This is a genomic window from Mesotoga sp. H07.pep.5.3 (assembly GCF_002752615.1).
In the GTDB taxonomy this organism is placed as follows: Bacteria; Thermotogota; Thermotogae; order Petrotogales; family Kosmotogaceae; genus Mesotoga; species Mesotoga prima.
Genome location: NZ_AYTV01000025.1, coordinates 226,441 through 242,752, shown reverse-complemented (window position 1 = coordinate 242,752; position 16,312 = coordinate 226,441). Strand labels below are relative to the sequence as shown.

Below are 16,312 nucleotides of genomic sequence, written 5' to 3'. Positions count from 1 at the left end.
TACAAGACCCCTGCACCTCGGGGGTCTTGCTTTCGTAGCTTAAAAGTCCTTGAAGGGGGGCGATTGGAACGAATATCATCGACATAATACCGGTCGCACGTGGCGACAGACCGGCAGATGTTCTTCTTAAGAACTGCAAGATCGTGAACGTTTTCAGCGGGGAGATAGAAGAGGCAAACCTAGCTCTTTTCAAGAAGCGCATTGCTGGAATCGGTGACTACGAAGATGGACTCGAGGTCATAGATCTTGAAGGTTCTTATGTGGTCCCAGGTCTTATCGATGCTCACCTTCACATCGAATCATCCATGGTTTCACCGGTCGAGTTTTCGAAGACAATCCTAGCAAGAGGCACAACCACAGCGATAGCCGATCCTCATGAAATTGCAAATGTAATGGGTCTTTCCGGGATAGAATACATGATCAAGTCCACAGAGGGAGTTCCTGTGAATCTCTACATCATGATCCCCTCCGCCGTCCCCGCATCAGCCATGGAAACGTCGGGGGCAAGGATCAGCGTAATGGATATGATAGGTTTTGTGGAGAAATTCCAGAACAGAGTTCTTGGACTGGGTGAAGTGATGAACTTCCCGGATGTCATAAACGGTGATCGGGATTCAATAGCGAAGATTGAGTTGATTCGACACAAGTACAAAAAGATAGACGGTCACATTCCTGGAGTTTTGGGTAAGCCTCTAAATGCCTACATATGTGCTTTTGTAAGGTCGGAACATGAGTGCACCTACGTTGAGGAAGCGAGAGAAAAACTTTCCAGAGGTATGCAGATACTTATCAGAGAGGGAAGTGTAGAGCGAAATCTCGTTGCTCTTCTCCCTCTAATAAACGAGAAGACTTATCCCTTCGTATCATTTTGTACCGACGACAAGCATCCCGACGACATTATCAGAGAGGGCCATATAGACTACAATATTCGGAAGGCCATAGAGCACGGTATAGATCCAATAATCGCCATAAGAGCAGCCACGATAAACACTGCAAGACATTACAATTTGAGATCGATGGGTGCTATTGCTCCCGGGTACAAGGCCGACCTCGTAGTAGTGGACAATCTAGAGTCCTTCAATCCGAGAATCGTTTTCAAAGATTCTAGAATAGTAGCAAGAGATGGAAGACTGGTCACTGATGTCATCTCAAAGAGTTTTCCACAGGAAAGGACGAATACATTCAAGTGCCAGAAGATTTGTGAGGATGACTTAAGAGTTAAGGCTGAGGGAAGAAAAATCAGAGTAATAGAGCTTCTTGGAAGCGAGGTACTCACCGGTGGCACAATAGCTGACGCAAAAATTGAGAATGGATGTGTTGTCAGCGATGTCGATAGTGACGTCTTGAAACTGGCCTCCGTCTGTCGCTATTGCGAAGGTAAGTCTATGTCAGTTGCGTTTGCAAAGGGCTCCGGGCTAAAGAAGGGGGCAGTAGCAACTTCTGTTGGACATGATTCGCACAATCTTGGTGTATTGGGAGTGAATGATTCCGATATGGTCTGTGCGGCAAACAGAGTGATAGAAATGGGTGGAGGGTTGGTTTCCGTCGTTGACGGTAAGATAACATCCGAGCTTCCTTTGAAAATTGCAGGCCTGATGTCGGATCTTACCAGTAGGGAAGTCGCAGAAAGATTAACAGAATTGAAAGAAGCTACAAAGATTATGGGTAGCACTTTACCCGATCTCTTCATGACGCTTTCTTTTGTGCAGCTTTCAGTTATCCCCAAGCTGAAGCTGACGAATCTCGGCCTTGTCGACGTTGAAAAAAATGATTTCGTCACGCTATTCGTTGAGGAGGGTGAAGATGCCTGAAAGACACGAGAAGGTGGTCGGCAAAAAAATCAACAGAGTCGACGCTCGCGAGAAGGTGAGTGGCAGAGCAAAGTTCGCAGCAGATGTGTCTTTTGATAGACAGGTAAACTGCGCTCTTGTTATTGCAAAGAAAGCACACGGAGTTCTGAAGAGTATTGATGCTTCTTCCGCAAAAAAGATTCCCGGTGTCGAGGGTGTTTTCACCTGGAGAGACGTTCCCGGGGAAAACCAGCTTGGCGATGTGATAAAGGATATGCCTTGTCTAGTCAAGGAGGGCGAAAGAGTAAGATTTTACGGTGATGTAGTGGCTGTAGTCGCTGCAAGCAGCAAGAAGATAGCCGAGGAAGCCGCCGAGCTGGTAAATGTTGAGATCGAAGAGCTCAAACCGGTTCTAACAATAGAAGAGGCAATGAAGGACGAAATCGTTATTCATGGTAAGTCCAATATAGGTGTTTCAAGAAGAATTCGTAAAGGAAATGCCTCGAAGTTTTTTGAGAATTCAGAGCACATTTTCGAAGGCGAGTTCTACGCCCACTATCAGGAGCAGGCTTATATGGAGACCCAGGGAGTAATAGTGGTGCCCGACATTGACTACGGGTTCACTGTTTACGGAACAATGCAGTGTCCTTACTATGTGCAAGGGGCCGTGTCGAATGTCCTGGGCATTCCTATGAGCCGAGTAAGAGTTATTCAAACCGAAACCGGCGGTGCATTTGGAGGAAAAGAGGACATTCCTTCTTATGTCGCTTCATATGCAGCCATAGTAGCCAATAACCTTCGAAGGCCGGCGAAATTGATTTATTCAAGAGAAATAGACATCCAGACAACTTCGAAGCGTCATCCCATAAAATCTCACTACAAAGTTGCCCTTGAAGGAAAGAAAATCAAAGCGATGACGATAGAGGCATACATGGATATGGGAGCGTATGCAACCCTTACTCCGATAGTTATCTTCAGAACGCTTGTTCATGCGGCCGGAGCTTACGAAATAGAAAATGTTGACGTCGATGTGTACGCAGTGTATACAAACAAAGTTCCTCCGGGAGCCTTCAGAGGTTTCGGTTCTCCTCAAGTTCTCTTTGCGGTTGAGAGCATGTTGGATGATATTGCTGTCCAGATGGGATTCGACCCAATGGAGTTCAGAGAAATTAACACTCTTAGACCGGGTTCTAGGACCTCTACCGATCATCTGTTAGTTAATAGCGTTGGTGCTCCGGAGACGCTTTCAAGAGTTAAGAAGGCTTCGAAATGGAAGGAACTTGTGAAAGAGACGGAGGAATTCAATAAGTCTAGTGAAGAAGTCAAAAGAGGGGTTGGTCTCTCTCACATCTTCTATGGGGTCAGCCTCGGTGCAGGAGGTCAGGCTCTCGACAAGTCCGGCGCACACGTGCTGATAGACAGGGATGGTTCTGTCGAAGTGAGAATTGGTGGGACGGAAATGGGTCAGGGAGCCAAGACGGTGATCTCAATTATCGCGGCGGAAGAACTGGGGCAGAGTATGGACAAGATTGTTGTTCATCAACCTGATACCGCCTTCGTTCCGGACAGCGGGCCTACAGTAGCATCGAGAACTACCATTTACTCCGGAAACGCGGTGAAAAGCGCCTGTGCTTCTCTGCGGGAGAGATTGGCCTCTGTGTTCTGTGAACTCACTGGTTGCCGACTCTCATCTGTGAGATTTGAAGATGGTTGTGTTTATGGCGAAAATGAAAATAAGTTGTCATTCGATGAAGTAGTCGAACATGCCTACAAGAAAAATGTGAAACTTTTCGAAACAGGCTGGTATGAGACGCCTAAACTGAAATTCGATATGGACAACGGAATCGGGGAGGCGTACGTCACCTACTCATATGCAAGCCAGGTCGTTCAGGTCGAGGTCGATCTGGCGACAGGCTACAGCAAAGTTATCAAAGCTTTCACAGCCCATGACGTCGGTAGATCGGTCAATCCTGAAGGAGTGGTTGGCCAAATTCAAGGCGGTTTTGCGCAGGGGATGGGATACGCAATATTCGAGGACATGAAGCAAAAGGACGGAAAGATCATCTCCGATAATTTCAACACTTACATTATTCCGACTGTCCACGAACTTCCAAAAGAACTGGTCATTGATGTTGTGGAGGATCCCTTTCCAGAAGGTCCTTACGGTGCGAAGGGGATAGGAGAGCCTTCGCTGATGCCGGTACCCGGCGCAGTTGCCAATGCTATTTCTATGGCAATAGGAAAGCGTGTTAGAAGGATTCCGGTTACCCCAGAATATGTGCTTCAGCTCTTAGAAAATGGGTCGTCTTTACAAGAATAGTTGTTGGTAAACAAGGAGGATTAGCATGGGTAAGTTCGTACTCGGTCCAACATTCGAGGAGATGTTGCATCCAGAGAAGATCGATAGAAAAACCAGAGAGATTGCATGGAAGATGAGAAAGGAAGATCCCCTGGATCCGATAAACCTTTACAACATTTCCTGGAGAGATATCGATAACAGGATCTACTATTTTGTTCTTCCAAAGGAGTTCACTGGAGTAGATGCGAATATCGTTGTACTGTATGGGAAAGACTTCCCAACTGGAAGTCACAAGGTAGGAGCAACGTATTCGATTTTGATGGAAAAAGTGTTGAGAGGAGAAGTGGATCCTACTTACCATACTCTGGTTTGGCCATCTACTGGCAACTATGGAATCGGTGGTGCATGGGTCGGCTGTAGAATGAAGTTTGACTCTGTGGTTATTCTTCCCGAAGAAATGTCGGCGGAGAGATTCAACATCATTAAAGAGTACGGAGCTAGAGTATTCGCAACTCCAGGGTGCGAGTCAAACGTGAAAGAAATCTACGATAAGGCGAAGGAACTTAAAGCGGCTAATCCGGAAAAAGTACGGGTGCTCAATCAGTTCGATGAGCTCGGTAATTATAGATTTCATTACTACGTAACTGGAAATACGATTCTGGAAATGATGGACGAACTCGGGCTTGGCAACGGAAGAGTTTCGGCAGTAGTGGCAACGGTGGGTTCGGCAGGAACTATTGCATGTGGGGACAGAATAAAGGAAGTGTATCCCGAAGTTAAAATCGTTGCTGGAGAACCTGTGCAATGTCCGACTCTATCACTTAACGGTTATGGAGGTCACGACATTCAGGGGATCGGGGATAAACACGTCACATGGATTCACAATGTAATGAACAACGATGCAGTTGTTGCGCTTGACGATATCGAGTGTAAGAAACTTCTTCAGGTAATGACGGACGAAGAAGGTAAGAAGTTCCTGAAAGAGTTTCTTAAAGCAAACGATGTCGATACAATGGCCGACATTTTCGGCATTTCAGGAGTAGCGAACATTGTCGGTGCGATAAAGATGGCGAAGTACTACAAAATGAGCAACAAAGACAACATCGTGACTATTGCGACTGATAACATCGACCGCTACCACTCTGTGATGGAAAACATGTCCAAAACCTATGGTGAACTCACCAGGGATGAAGCCAGGCACAGATTTGAATCATATGTTCTTGGTGCAAAGACAGACTGGATATTCGAGGGGACTATGGATAATAGATTGAGATGGCACAACCTAAAGTACTATACTTGGGTTGAGCAACAGGGAAGGTCTGTTGAAGAGTTGAACAAGACAATGTCACAGGACTTCTGGAAGGCAGAAAGCGGAAAGATTGAAGAGATTGACGAGCTCCTTCTCGATTATCGCGTAAGGAACAAAGAATAATTAGTATGACTATTTGTTTTGTTTTTTGTAAGCTTTATTGTACAATGAAAATACGGTGGTACTGACGAAGAGAAAACTGCCTACCTTTTTCGGGGGCGGTTTTTTTCTTTGTGTAACTGAGAAGTTGCTTCAGCTCTAGATTCTATCCCAATTTATGGAGGTGATTCTTTTGAAAAAGTTTCTTCTTGTTTCGGTCGTTTTGATGTTCTCACTTATTCTCTCAGCAACTACTATCCAGTTCTGGCATGCAATGGGTGGGTGGAGAATCGATTTCCTGCAGTCGCAGGCAGATGCGTTCATGGAGTTACACCCCGACATTGAAGTCGAAGTTCAGTACACCGGAAGCTACAGAGATACTCTTAACAAAATGATCGCAGCTGTGCAGGCTGGGACAGCTCCTCACGTGGTTCAGGTATTCGAAATCGGAACTCAGATGATGATCGACGGCGAAGTTGCAATCCCCATTGAAGAGATGATGGAGGCCGACCCGACATTTGATATCGGAAAGTTCATGCCACAGGTTCTCAACTATTACCGGGTAAATGGCAAACTCTATTCGATGCCGTTCAATTCATCAAACGCAATCGTTTTCTACAACAAGTCGCTCTTTGAAAAGGCCGGTCTAGATCCGCATGATCCTCCGACTACTTTTGAAGATTTCATCGAAGTGGCCAGGAAGCTGACCATAAAGGACTCGGCTGGAAACGTGGAGCAGGCAGGATTTACCGTATCTCTCAATTCATGGTTCTTTGAGCAACTACTGGCGGCACAGGACGCCCCGCTAATTGATCAGAACAATGGCAGAACCGGAAGACCCACGAAGGCGGTCTTCAATACTCCTGAAGGTCTGGCAATCTTCGAGTGGTGGAATACCATGTCGCAGGAAGGTACAATGATAAACACGAAGTTTGAAGACTGGACCGCTGCAAGAAACCTGTTTATTTCGCAAAAAGCGGCAATGTTGATGACTTCCACTTCGGATGTTGCCCTGATGATGGAATCCGCCGAGACGAATGGTTTTGAGCTTGGTAGTGTCTTTTTGCCAAGACCCTCTGATTCGAAAGCTGGAGGAGCTATCATAGGCGGTGGAAGTCTGTGGCTGATCGATGGCCATCCAGACGAAGAAACCAAGGCTGCCTGGGAGTTTATCAAGTTCATGGCTAGCACCGAGCAGCAGATTGAATGGCACAAAGCCACTGGATACTTCCCGGTTAGAAAGGATTCCGTTGAGAAACTCGTTGCCAGCGGGTATTACGGTGATTACCCCGATCACCTGACAGCGCTTTTACAACTTTTGCTTTCAGTCCAGAGTTACAACACTAACGGAGCAATAACTGGAGCATTCCCTGAGATAAGAACCGTGGTAACAACCGCGATTGAAAAGATGATCGCTAAAGAAATGACTCCTTCCGAGGCGCTGAAGTACGCTGAAGATGGAGCAACTCAAGCAATTCGCGACTATAACGAAGCCAATTACTAATGTTCTTTTATTGGTCGGAGCGGGCGATCAGCCCGCTCCGCTTGATGCTGGAGGTGTAGAATGCGAAAGTGGTTACCATACCTTCTGCTGGTACCTACCTTTCTGATTATCGTTTTATTCATTTATTATCCTGCAGTAGAAGCATTTAGAATGAGTCTCTACAGGGTATCTACTTTTGGTAACAAAACGACATTTGTGGGAATCCAGAATTACATAAACCTTTTCAACAATGAGCAGTACATTTCCTCAGTGAAACTAACTGTCATCTATGTCGGGCTTTCTGTTACATTATCAATTTTCCTTGGTTTCATAATCGCTATGCTCCTCACTCAGAACGTTCCAGGAACGAAACTTTACAGGACCTTTCTCTTCGCGCCCTATGCTATTTCGCCGGCGATAGCCGGCACCCTTTGGACCTTCCTTTTGAACCCGGTTGTTGGCCACGTAAACTATGTATTCATGAAACTATTCGGACTTCAGGTTGAATGGTTAACGTCAAAGCCTTACGCGTTCTACGCGTTGATCTTTGCGACAGTGTGGAAGATCTTGCCTTTCAATATGATCTTCTATATTGCAAGTATTCAGAACGTCTCGGGAGACCTTCTTGAAGCAGCAACTCTTGATGGAGCAGGGGTCATGAAAAAGACCTGGAGAATCATATTTCCTTTAGTTTCACCAATAACATTCTATTTGGTCATTATGAACATTGTCAGCACGATGTTCACGTCGTTTGCAATAGTCGATGTAATGACGAAGGGCGGTCCTGGAGGTTACACGACAAATATGATATATAGGCTTTATCTTGACGCATTCACTTATCAGAAAAGAGGACCCGCCTCGGCGCAAAGCGTAATAATGTTCATGATAATGGTCGTAGTCACAATAGTCTACTTCACCGTTGCGGAAAGACGAGTTCACTATCAATGAGGTGTAGTCATGAAGAAGTCCACTAGGAAGTTAGTTAATACAATAATCATAGAGATAATATTGATCACAGTATCTTTCATATTCATTATGCCCGTTATTTTGGCCATAACTATGAGCCTTCAGCCGCCTCAAAGCGTCTTTTCATTTCCACCGAAGTTTTTCCCTACGGCCTTTCACATCCAGAATTACTTCGATGCTTTCAAGACAGTTCCTTTTGCGCGTTTACTTCTGAACAGTGCAATTGTATCGCTTGCGATTACTCTTGGGAAACTCGTTACTGGAACACTTGCGGGATATGCCTTTTCGAACTTCAGATTTGCAGGAAGAGGGCTCGCCTTCGGGTTTCTCTTTGCAACTCTATTCTTGCCTGCGGAGACGATAATGATCGTCCCCTTGTTCTCCTTAATGAATAAATTTGGATGGGTGAATACATACTGGGCCCTCACCATACCTTTCATGGCGAGTGCAACAAACACTTTCTTGATGAGACAGCAATTCATGACTATCCCCCTTTCTCTTGAGGATGCGGCAAGAATTGATGGAGCCGGACCAATCAAATACTTTCTAAAAATTCTCTTGCCTCTTTCAAAATCGATCATTGCAGGCTCCGCGATCATAAACTTTGTTTATTCATGGAACATTTATCTCTGGCCGCTGATAGTTACGATGGAGGACAAGATGAAAACAGTGCAGATCGGAGTCAAGATGCTTATCGATGCTGAGTCGGCGAACAACTGGGGAATCATCATGGCCGGTACGATGGTAGCGGTGATTCCGACCCTTGTAGTCTTCTTTCTTTTGCAGAATCTCTTTGTGAAAAGCCTTGTAGGAACTGGTCTCAAGGAGTAGCTCAATTCTTGAAAGGGAAGCCTGGTTAGAATGACTAGAGAAAACCTGCTACGGAGCATATTGAATTCGGATGAGAATTGTTTTGAAGCTGACCCACTGACGATTTATTTGGCTACATAACCTGAATGTAAGATTGCTTGGGTTTAACCTTCCAGAATCAATTATCTCTTTCGTTGCTAACACCCATTAGATTTGAAATAGAGTTATTTAGTATCAAATATTTCGAAGCCTGTATCTGCTGTATAGAATCTTTGTAACCGTCCAAGCAGCTGTACGGGGTAATCATTTTACTTGTTCTTCTCTCAACTGCTTCACTGTTATCGAGAATTCCGTCGCTGGACATTATGAAAATCCTGTTATTGTCTATGAATGATCCTTCGGGAACGTAATGAGTGAATGCGGCAAATCCCGACGACGAATTAAGAAGATCTCGACCGAACAGTATTCCGCTCTTTTCTACGATCCCGATGAGATTAAGCAGTGTGGGAAAGAAATCAATTTGACCGCCTGGTTTGGAGTTCAGAACCTTGAGATTAGAATTAGGAATATGAAATAAGAGTGGAATGTTCATAGCGTGTACGAAATCGTACTCACAGGCGAGAAGCTCACTCAATATATCTTTGTTTTCTTTGTTGAAAGGATATAGCCCTGCGTGATCTCCATAAAGAGCAATGAGTGAACTGTCGTAAAGGCCGGCCTCTTTGAGTCCTTCAATGAATTCGCCTAATGCAGCATCGGTATAGTGTACCGATTGAATGTAGTTCCCGAAAAGAGTGCCCTCATGTTCTGGAAGGAGTTCAATTGCTCTCAGTTCCTCAGGTATTTCATAAGGATTATGGCTTGTAAGCGTTACTATGAATGCGAAGAAAGGCTCTTCGATTTCTCTTAGGTGTCCCAGTGTCTGTTTGAAAAGAGAAGAATCGCTCAAACCAAAACCAATAATCTCATCGTTTTCCATATCCTCCAGGCTGATGAAATCGTCAAATCCCAATGAAGGATAAATCTTCTCGCGATTCCAGAACCAACCATTATTGCCGTGAAAGGCAACCGAAAAATAACCTTTGGATTTCAGAAGCGACGGCAAAGCGTAAAAGCTATTCTCTTCCCGAGTCTGATAAACTGAAACATCACCAAGTGCATGCATTGAATTGAGAACTACAAATTCGCAATCAGAGGTGTTCCCTGCTCCAACCTGTTGATAGATTTCATCGAAATAGATCGAATCACTCGAAACCAACCGGTTAAGATTAGGTGTTATCTCCTGGTCGTTGTAAACGAAGTTGACAAGAAAGTCCTGAAACGATTCGAGCTGAATAACAATGATGTTTCTATCTTTCGCAACGGAAAAATATTTACCCCGCTCAGCCATTTTATTCACGTAGCCATTATAAGAGACTGTTTCGTCAACAGTTATCCCCCCATCGACTCCCGGAATCACCCTAACAAGATCAAACATATGGTAGGCAAAGACTCCATATCTGTTGAAGACAAAGTAAGATTGGAGGCTTTCCGAGGAAAACGGTATTAAAAGGCTAATGAGTAAGACAAAGGCAATAATTCTGTCCGGGTAGGTTGGTTTCCTTATGGGTGTTTCGTCCTGTCTAGATTGCTTCTTTCTCAGGTATAGTCCAACAGGTATGAGATCAATGATAAAGACAAAACTTATTGGATGGAGAACATAGACTATGCTTTCACTTATTGCACCGACGTGACCGACATGCACAAGCTCCTTGACCGAAGGGAGAAACCCGAAGTACTGGAAGTATAAAAAATCTACAAAGAGTATGCATGAAATAATGCAATATAAGAGAAAAAACTTGCCATTGAATACATTCCAGAACAAGAGCAATAGGAATGCCATCCATGCAATAGTCCCGAGCAACACTGACAGCCTTGCTAGCTCAGCGGTGTAGCCGTAAAATACAAGAGATTTTAGTAAAATCAAAACGACGATTATGGTGATGCTTTTCGTTGTCCATTGATAGGTCTTTTTCACAATGATCTCATCCTAAACATTTATACGAGCAACTAAATTATACTAACTCGAAACGTATCGTTCAACCAGAGTGTTTCCCTTGTTTCGTACAGCGTTGTACTCCTCAGAACTAGATAGAAGGAAGAACAAATGTATAGCAAGAGCGATTTCTATGTTGATATGTCGACTCTGTGATTCCTTTTCTGAAGCCAGAGAGACCAAGAGGATAGAACCTGTTGTCTTTGTGATACATGAAGAAATTACGCAGAAAAAGTTTAAGAAATTGAGGAACTCGACCGCTTGTTCCATGGTCTTGATGAATAGGATCTCGATTTTGAAGGACTCTCGTCGATCATCGGCGTGGGAATCGTCTTTGCTCATCTATAGATCATGGGATGGAGAGGCTTGTAAATTTCGCTTTTAGGCAGCAAAATTCTGAGAAAGAACGAAATTTCGTAGGTCATGCCGAAAGGAGCGGAGATGCTTCGGCTAAGATCGTATTTAGTGGATTTGGAAAGACATTTGGCGAAAGATAGACATCGCAACTTCTTCCTTTCAAATGATATGGCAATTACTGAAAACTCACCTGTTGGCCTTTGCTTCGAAGACATTTATTCGGGTTCCGTGTTCCTCAATAGAGGAGCCAGGGAATCGGGGTTGAGAGTTTCCGATTCCGTCTCTTACCCTGGGGGAGAGAGCTTTGTTGAGTTTATGAAGTCTGAGAATTTCGAGAGATGTTTCATGAGTATGGTTATCGATAACGACGAGAAGGTTTCAGGTTTGGATGTGCGAAATTCTTTGTTGAAATAACGGATAGAGGATGACGAATAAAGAACCTTGGGAGAACAGGAAAAAGATTAGAAAACTCCAATAACTCGCTCTTGATCTTTCAAAGGCCTCAAGTGAAGAACATGTCTGTGATCTGATCGTGGATGCTAAGAAAATTCTGGAGTTCGATATGCCCGGTCTTGATATTGTAGAGCTTGAAAACCTTGTTGTTAAGAGAGTAACCGAACCAGTTTCTGACAACGGTGAAGTCCGCTACACCAAAGAGAAGGGAGTAGGCGGCAGGACTTTATGAGAAGGCAAGACGCCAGTCTTTCCAGATACTTCGAAGGGCAGGGAGGCAAAACCGAGAAGTAGCAAATACAGATCGGCTCTCAGCAAATCTGTTGGAAGATACGGGGGTCTTCCAAACGATATCCACAGAGCCGGATGAATTTAGTAGTGAAGCCATTGAGCTGGCGGAAGTTCTTATAGTCCATGCTGCAGAAGCAATCAACAGAATAAGAAACAGATTCGAGATGACAAGGATAACTTTTAACGACCCTCTCACGGGAGCACTTGGCAGGTATGGACTAAAGAAGTTTTCGGTAGCAGAAATCGAGAGAGCGAAAAGAAACCTCTCCAACTTTCATTCATAATGATGGGTGTAGACGGGTTTAAGAAGTTAAATGACTCTTCCGGTCGTGTCTGTGGTGACTCTGTGCTTTCTTAGCTTGCTGAATCTGTTAAGAAGATCATTAGAAGCAGTGAACGAATAGTCTGGTGGGGAGGCGGTGAATTCTTAATTATCCTTACCGGAGTATCCCTCGAAGATGCCAGGCCGATGGGGGAAAGAATACTTGATAAGCCGAGAGAAATCTGCCAAGAAAAGCCGTAAACAGCGGTGAGCATAGGAATAACACATTTGCCAGAAAACGACCATAGTGTCGACAAAACGATACATCGAGCCGACAGTGTGCTGTGCGCGGCAAAGAATAGCGGCAAAAACTGTGTCGATATTTTTCCTAAATAGCAGGAACGGTTTTTACAATTGTAAACCTGCCCGTCTGGTCTCTTTCCAAATAGACAGAGAGCCGTATGTCTTTTATCCAGCTACCTTCTCTTGAACCCAAAGAATTCCATAAGCAGCTATCGATATCGGTTGGCTTAACCGAGATGGAAGCAAGCAGAACTGTATAGTTGCCTGTCCCCTCGAAAACTATTATGTCCTCAATCAAATATCCGGTAAGCCTTGACTCTTCTGGAAGCGAACGATCTTCAAAGCCTTTCAAGTAATCACTTAGCAAGGAGCTACCGATTTCCTTTGCAGTAACCTCTTTAGCAAACTCGCTTTCAACAGAAGAATGAAACAAAGTGTCCCCAAAGAAAAGCACCGTGCCGAGCAAGGCTGCTTGCAGAAGAATGGCCAGGTAGATCCATCTGTAATCTTCCATTAGAATCAACTCCCACATACCATGAAAAAAGACCTCACGCAGATTATACCGTATTTCTTTGGCATATCAGAACTTCCGTGAACAATTGGAAGGCGAATAAAGTGGTCGACAGAACGTGGAATCGCACCGCTAGATTAATCTAATTTTTACACTCTCAAAAAAGACAAATCATCAGTTTTGAAAAGGAAAGCTCTTGCCTCGCTTTAAAGACAAGAGCCATCTTTAGTAACTCTCATTTCATACTAGGACAGGGATTTCAGGACCTGTCTGGCCCAGTTTGCACTTGCGTTGGCTGCGTACTTTACGCCGGAACCTATTGGATCGTAGAAATCTATGGCACCGACAATTTTGTTTTCCGAAAGCTTGCTCATCAACTCCTGGAAAACTATTCCCATTAGGCCCTCATGGGTACAAAATAGAGCGATGTTTTTATTGGAAAGCTTAGTTTTTCTAATGAAGCTTTCGACTGGCGGTGCGTAGCTCATTGCCCAAACCGGTGAACCAATAAAAATTAGGTCGTAACTGTCGGGATCAAGCAAAAAAGGTTCAAGATCCGGCACGGGGTCCATACTAACACTCTCCCCTTCCCAAATGTACTTCACTTTTCTTCCGCCACTTTTTTCTACCGGTTTTAGCTCGAGAAGATCGGCATTGGTTTCGCCTGCAATTGATTCGGCAATTGACTTAGTACTTTCGTCATGAGAGTAATAAACAACTAGAACGTTCTTTCCATTTTCTACAGACATAAATCAGACCTCCAATTAATATCCGACTATTATTATCTATATTTATTCTCTCACATTTGACGTTGTTTTCATAGAACTATAGGGTGTCTTCGACTGATCTTGAGCAAAACGCATTTCTGCATACTTTGTCTTGAATCCCATCTTTTTATAGAGAAACCTTGCGGGGTTATTCTCTTCAACATGCAGAGCAATATCGCCGTTGCATGTTCTCTTTATCTGTTTGATCAGTTTTTTGCCGATGCCTATGCCTCTGGCTTCTCTGTCAACCGCGATGTAAACGAGTATGTGTTCTGGTATATACTCCTTCATCCCCGTGTCGTTTACTACAGAAGCACCAAGAATCCTCTCTCCATGTCTTGCAATAAGAACAAAGCCACCTTTACCCGCTTCGTTCGAGAAGGCATATTCAATGGATCTCCAAATTGCTTTTCTATCGTCACCGTACTCTTCAAGGTGAGTATGAAGGAAGTCCACGATTCTGTCGATTCCGATTTCCTTCTCGGCAGTTTCCATGTTCTCAAATCGATCAATAGTGATCTTCTCGTTTTTGGTTAGCAGCTTCAAAAAAACACCTCCGTTTGAAATAGTTATTCGTTTGTATATCTAATATAATTATACCATCGTGAATTGTTAACAACTGTAAAAGCTTATTATAGCGATCTCAACTATTTCGGCTGAAAAGGGATTACGGGAGGTGACTTAACAAAACCTTTGCCTTCATTAGAATACAAGCCAGTTAAACTACCGTCGGACTTTCTCTCTCAAGCCCTATTCAATGAGATATCTCCTCAGGAGAACTAATCATCGCAGAATCTCTTCAACTTCTCGTTTACCTCTTCCTTGTTGCATCTCAGCCCTGGCTCACAAACACCTGCGATCTCCCATGGCATTATTACCTGTCCTTCTTCCTCTTCGGAAATCTGATCATCGTACCGGAATCACTGAACTATTTCGCGAGCCGTCCGCTCGTTCACGCTCAGTAACCGCTTACCGCTCATCTACCGTAGCTGCGTTTCCATGTACATCTACTATTCTGTCTTCCTTGTTTACCCTGGGTTCAATCATCTCGTGAAGAAGAAGAAAGATCTTTGCCTGTCTAGCCTTTTCTCTTAGTCCGGATCTATGATTTCTAACGTGTAGTTGACTCAAGTTCAGTTTTTTTGAAATTTATTTGTTGCCCAGTGCTGCGCAAGAATACTCAATCATTGTCTGCTGGTGTTCCGAGAGTCCGGTGTACTTCCTTTCATGCATGAGAATAGAGTGAAAGGGCGAAACACGGTTTCTAGATCTGTGTTCTTTCGCTGCCATTTCGGCGTCCATAAGAACTTCATCGGGATTTCCAAAGATCGCTCCCTTCTTAAAAGACATTTCACATGTCAAACAGACATAGTCGGTGTTTAGAACTTTACAAGCGGCCTTCAATTCCTCATTGCTGCTTTCCCAGAGAAGTTCGGATGATTCCATGAACTCACCTCCCGCTTGAGAGTGTGATAGATAATGATGACAGAGTGCAAACAAGAGAAGTGTGTGTTCGATCATAAGTAAATATGCAATTCACTCGTTTATCACAATACCTTGACGCCTTTGGGCCGTCAGACAATGGTAGGTGAACAGGAGTTGATAACTATCGTTTATATTTCCAGTGCGAGAACTCTTCTCTTTAGCCGAAATTTGAATCCGGCTTCTTCATAGATCTTCTTTGCCGAGGTTCTGTCAGACGTCACCGATAGAATTGCCCGTGTCTTGCCCAGTTTCTTAAGGTATGTAAGAGAAGTCGCCAAAAGGGCTCTCGCCACGCCCTTTCCTCTCCACTCTTGTACCACAAAGATTTCCTCAGTGTAGCACTTATCACTGTTTTGAGCATCGGGATAAATCATTACACTTCCTGCAATGTTTCCTCCGGCATCGATGGCGGCAATTATTACGCCTTCTCGTCTCCATTCGGCTCTACTGAAGAAGTAATTGAGATACTTGTATTCTAGTGGGGAATCGGGAAAGCATATCTGCTCAACCCTGAGATACTGCAAAATCTCCGGCTCTCTTCTGAGTTTCAGCTTTGCGATATTCAAACCTTCAGGAAGACTATGAGAAGAGATCTCTTCACTGAGATCCTTCTTCATGTAAATAAAGTCGATCCAGTGAGTGAATCCTACAGAGGAAAAGAAATCACTCTTAGTCTTCTCGGTGTCGGCAATTTTTACACATATTCGCTTCCCTGCGGCCGGAAAGAAGCCCTTCGTGAATTCGATAATCAAAGGAATCGAAGCTTTGTAAAGGGCAGACATTAGATCCGGATCTGCGAAGTGCTCGAGTATTATTTCGAGCCAAATGTGATGAAAGAACTCTCTTGAGAAATTCTGCCGGGCGAAGAATCTTGAGAATCCCAGAACCCTTCCATTATCGACTGCCAGAAGAATATTCTTTCTTCCGTTCAGCAAGGGATTTCTGAAATCGTCAGCTGTGAATTTCTCGGCATCCGGATGGTTTCTTTCGTAATCTAACTGAATGTCTAACATCCTTTGCTTGAAGTCCTTTGAATAGCCCTGAATTTTCACTTATGAACCTCCGCTTGAATGATCTCAAAATGGATAAAGT

At 44.1% G+C, this 16,312-nt stretch carries 17 protein-coding genes; 11 read left to right on the top strand and 6 right to left on the bottom strand.

Translation table 11 applies throughout. The annotated features are described in order from the left end of the window. Positions 1–62: 62 nt before the first annotated feature. From ade to V513_RS12230, 6 genes are all read left to right on the top strand, one after another. Positions 63–1,811 carry an adenine deaminase gene (gene ade / locus V513_RS12255; protein ID WP_014731989.1) on the top strand — a complete coding sequence of 583 codons (1,749 nt, stop codon included), beginning with the start codon at positions 63–65 and terminating at the stop codon, positions 1,809–1,811. After that, on the top strand, positions 1,804–4,110 hold the full coding sequence (locus V513_RS12250) for a xanthine dehydrogenase family protein molybdopterin-binding subunit (RefSeq protein WP_099772951.1): 2,307 nt from the start codon (positions 1,804–1,806) through the stop codon (positions 4,108–4,110). The genes ade and V513_RS12250 overlap by 8 nt, the downstream gene beginning before the upstream one ends. 25 nt (positions 4,111–4,135) lie before the next feature. After that, positions 4,136–5,521, top strand: a complete 1,386-nt coding sequence (locus tag V513_RS12245) for a PLP-dependent cysteine synthase family protein (RefSeq protein ID WP_099772950.1) — start codon at positions 4,136–4,138, stop codon at positions 5,519–5,521. A 169-nt stretch (positions 5,522–5,690) separates the two neighbouring features. Next, positions 5,691–7,001: an ABC transporter substrate-binding protein gene (locus tag V513_RS12240; RefSeq protein WP_014731992.1), complete on the top strand. Its 1,311-nt coding sequence runs from the start codon at positions 5,691–5,693 to the stop codon at positions 6,999–7,001. Positions 7,002–7,061: 60 nt separating this feature from the next. Then, positions 7,062–7,928: a carbohydrate ABC transporter permease gene (locus tag V513_RS12235; protein WP_014731993.1), complete on the top strand. Its 867-nt coding sequence runs from the start codon at positions 7,062–7,064 to the stop codon at positions 7,926–7,928. Between the two features lie 9 nt (positions 7,929–7,937). Beyond that, positions 7,938–8,777 carry a carbohydrate ABC transporter permease gene (locus tag V513_RS12230; protein ID WP_006487334.1) on the top strand — a complete coding sequence of 280 codons (840 nt, stop codon included), beginning with the start codon at positions 7,938–7,940 and terminating at the stop codon, positions 8,775–8,777. Between the two features lie 157 nt (positions 8,778–8,934). Here V513_RS12230 and V513_RS12225 read toward each other — a convergent pair whose 3' ends face one another. Next, the gene (locus V513_RS12225) at positions 8,935–10,773 is read right to left on the bottom strand and encodes an LTA synthase family protein (protein WP_099772949.1); all 1,839 of its coding nucleotides are present in this window, start codon (positions 10,771–10,773) and stop codon (positions 8,935–8,937) included. A 459-nt stretch (positions 10,774–11,232) separates the two neighbouring features. On the opposite strand from V513_RS12225, the gene V513_RS12215 reads away from it, so the two are divergent. From V513_RS12215 to V513_RS14375, 5 genes are all read left to right on the top strand, one after another. Then, complete coding sequence (locus V513_RS12215; RefSeq protein ID WP_257212112.1) at positions 11,233–11,562, top strand: hypothetical protein; 330 nt, start codon at positions 11,233–11,235, stop codon at positions 11,560–11,562. Between the two features lie 118 nt (positions 11,563–11,680). After that, positions 11,681–11,833: a hypothetical protein gene (locus tag V513_RS13915; protein WP_180274890.1), complete on the top strand. Its 153-nt coding sequence runs from the start codon at positions 11,681–11,683 to the stop codon at positions 11,831–11,833. 91 nt (positions 11,834–11,924) lie between these two features. Then, positions 11,925–12,176, top strand: coding sequence for a hypothetical protein (locus V513_RS12210; RefSeq protein ID WP_099772946.1), 252 nt, complete (start codon positions 11,925–11,927; stop codon positions 12,174–12,176). Further along, on the top strand, positions 12,176–12,250 hold the full coding sequence (locus V513_RS14380) for a hypothetical protein (protein WP_099773053.1): 75 nt from the start codon (positions 12,176–12,178) through the stop codon (positions 12,248–12,250). Before V513_RS12210 ends, V513_RS14380 begins: the two co-directional genes overlap by 1 nt. A gap of 171 nt (positions 12,251–12,421) precedes the next feature. Next, positions 12,422–12,550 (top strand): diguanylate cyclase, encoded by a 129-nt coding sequence (locus V513_RS14375; RefSeq protein WP_143752434.1) that lies wholly within the window; start codon positions 12,422–12,424, stop codon positions 12,548–12,550. Here V513_RS14375 and V513_RS12200 read toward each other — a convergent pair. The 5 genes from V513_RS12200 to V513_RS12180 form a co-directional block, all read right to left on the bottom strand. Further along, positions 12,543–12,971, bottom strand: coding sequence for a hypothetical protein (locus V513_RS12200; RefSeq protein ID WP_014731997.1), 429 nt, complete (start codon positions 12,969–12,971; stop codon positions 12,543–12,545). The genes V513_RS14375 and V513_RS12200 overlap by 8 nt on opposite strands. Before the next feature lie 242 nt (positions 12,972–13,213). Beyond that, positions 13,214–13,717, bottom strand: a complete 504-nt coding sequence (locus V513_RS12195) for a flavodoxin family protein (protein ID WP_014731998.1) — start codon at positions 13,715–13,717, stop codon at positions 13,214–13,216. A 42-nt stretch (positions 13,718–13,759) separates the two neighbouring features. Continuing rightward, positions 13,760–14,281, bottom strand: coding sequence for a GNAT family N-acetyltransferase (locus V513_RS12190; protein ID WP_099772945.1), 522 nt, complete (start codon positions 14,279–14,281; stop codon positions 13,760–13,762). A gap of 603 nt (positions 14,282–14,884) precedes the next feature. After that, positions 14,885–15,181: a hypothetical protein gene (locus V513_RS12185; RefSeq protein ID WP_041928356.1), complete on the bottom strand. Its 297-nt coding sequence runs from the start codon at positions 15,179–15,181 to the stop codon at positions 14,885–14,887. A 167-nt stretch (positions 15,182–15,348) separates the two neighbouring features. Further along, on the bottom strand, positions 15,349–16,272 hold the full coding sequence (locus V513_RS12180) for a GNAT family N-acetyltransferase (protein WP_099772944.1): 924 nt from the start codon (positions 16,270–16,272) through the stop codon (positions 15,349–15,351). Positions 16,273–16,312: the final 40 nt, after the last annotated feature.

Bases quoted from the DNA above. Each gene is read 5' to 3' on its own strand.
- V513_RS12250 (WP_099772951.1), top strand. From the start codon at position 1,804: ATGCCTGAAAGACACGAGAAGGTGGTCGGCAAAAAAATCAACAGAGTC.
- V513_RS12235 (WP_014731993.1), top strand. From the start codon at position 7,062: ATGCGAAAGTGGTTACCATACCTTCTGCTGGTACCTACCTTTCTGATT.
- V513_RS12245 (WP_099772950.1), top strand. From the start codon at position 4,136: ATGGGTAAGTTCGTACTCGGTCCAACATTCGAGGAGATGTTGCATCCA.
- V513_RS12200 (WP_014731997.1), bottom strand. From the start codon at position 12,971: ATGGAAGATTACAGATGGATCTACCTGGCCATTCTTCTGCAAGCAGCC.
- V513_RS12185 (WP_041928356.1), bottom strand. From the start codon at position 15,181: ATGGAATCATCCGAACTTCTCTGGGAAAGCAGCAATGAGGAATTGAAG.
- V513_RS12195 (WP_014731998.1), bottom strand. From the start codon at position 13,717: ATGTCTGTAGAAAATGGAAAGAACGTTCTAGTTGTTTATTACTCTCAT.
- V513_RS12230 (WP_006487334.1), top strand. From the start codon at position 7,938: ATGAAGAAGTCCACTAGGAAGTTAGTTAATACAATAATCATAGAGATA.
- V513_RS12215 (WP_257212112.1), top strand. From the start codon at position 11,233: ATGCTTCGGCTAAGATCGTATTTAGTGGATTTGGAAAGACATTTGGCG.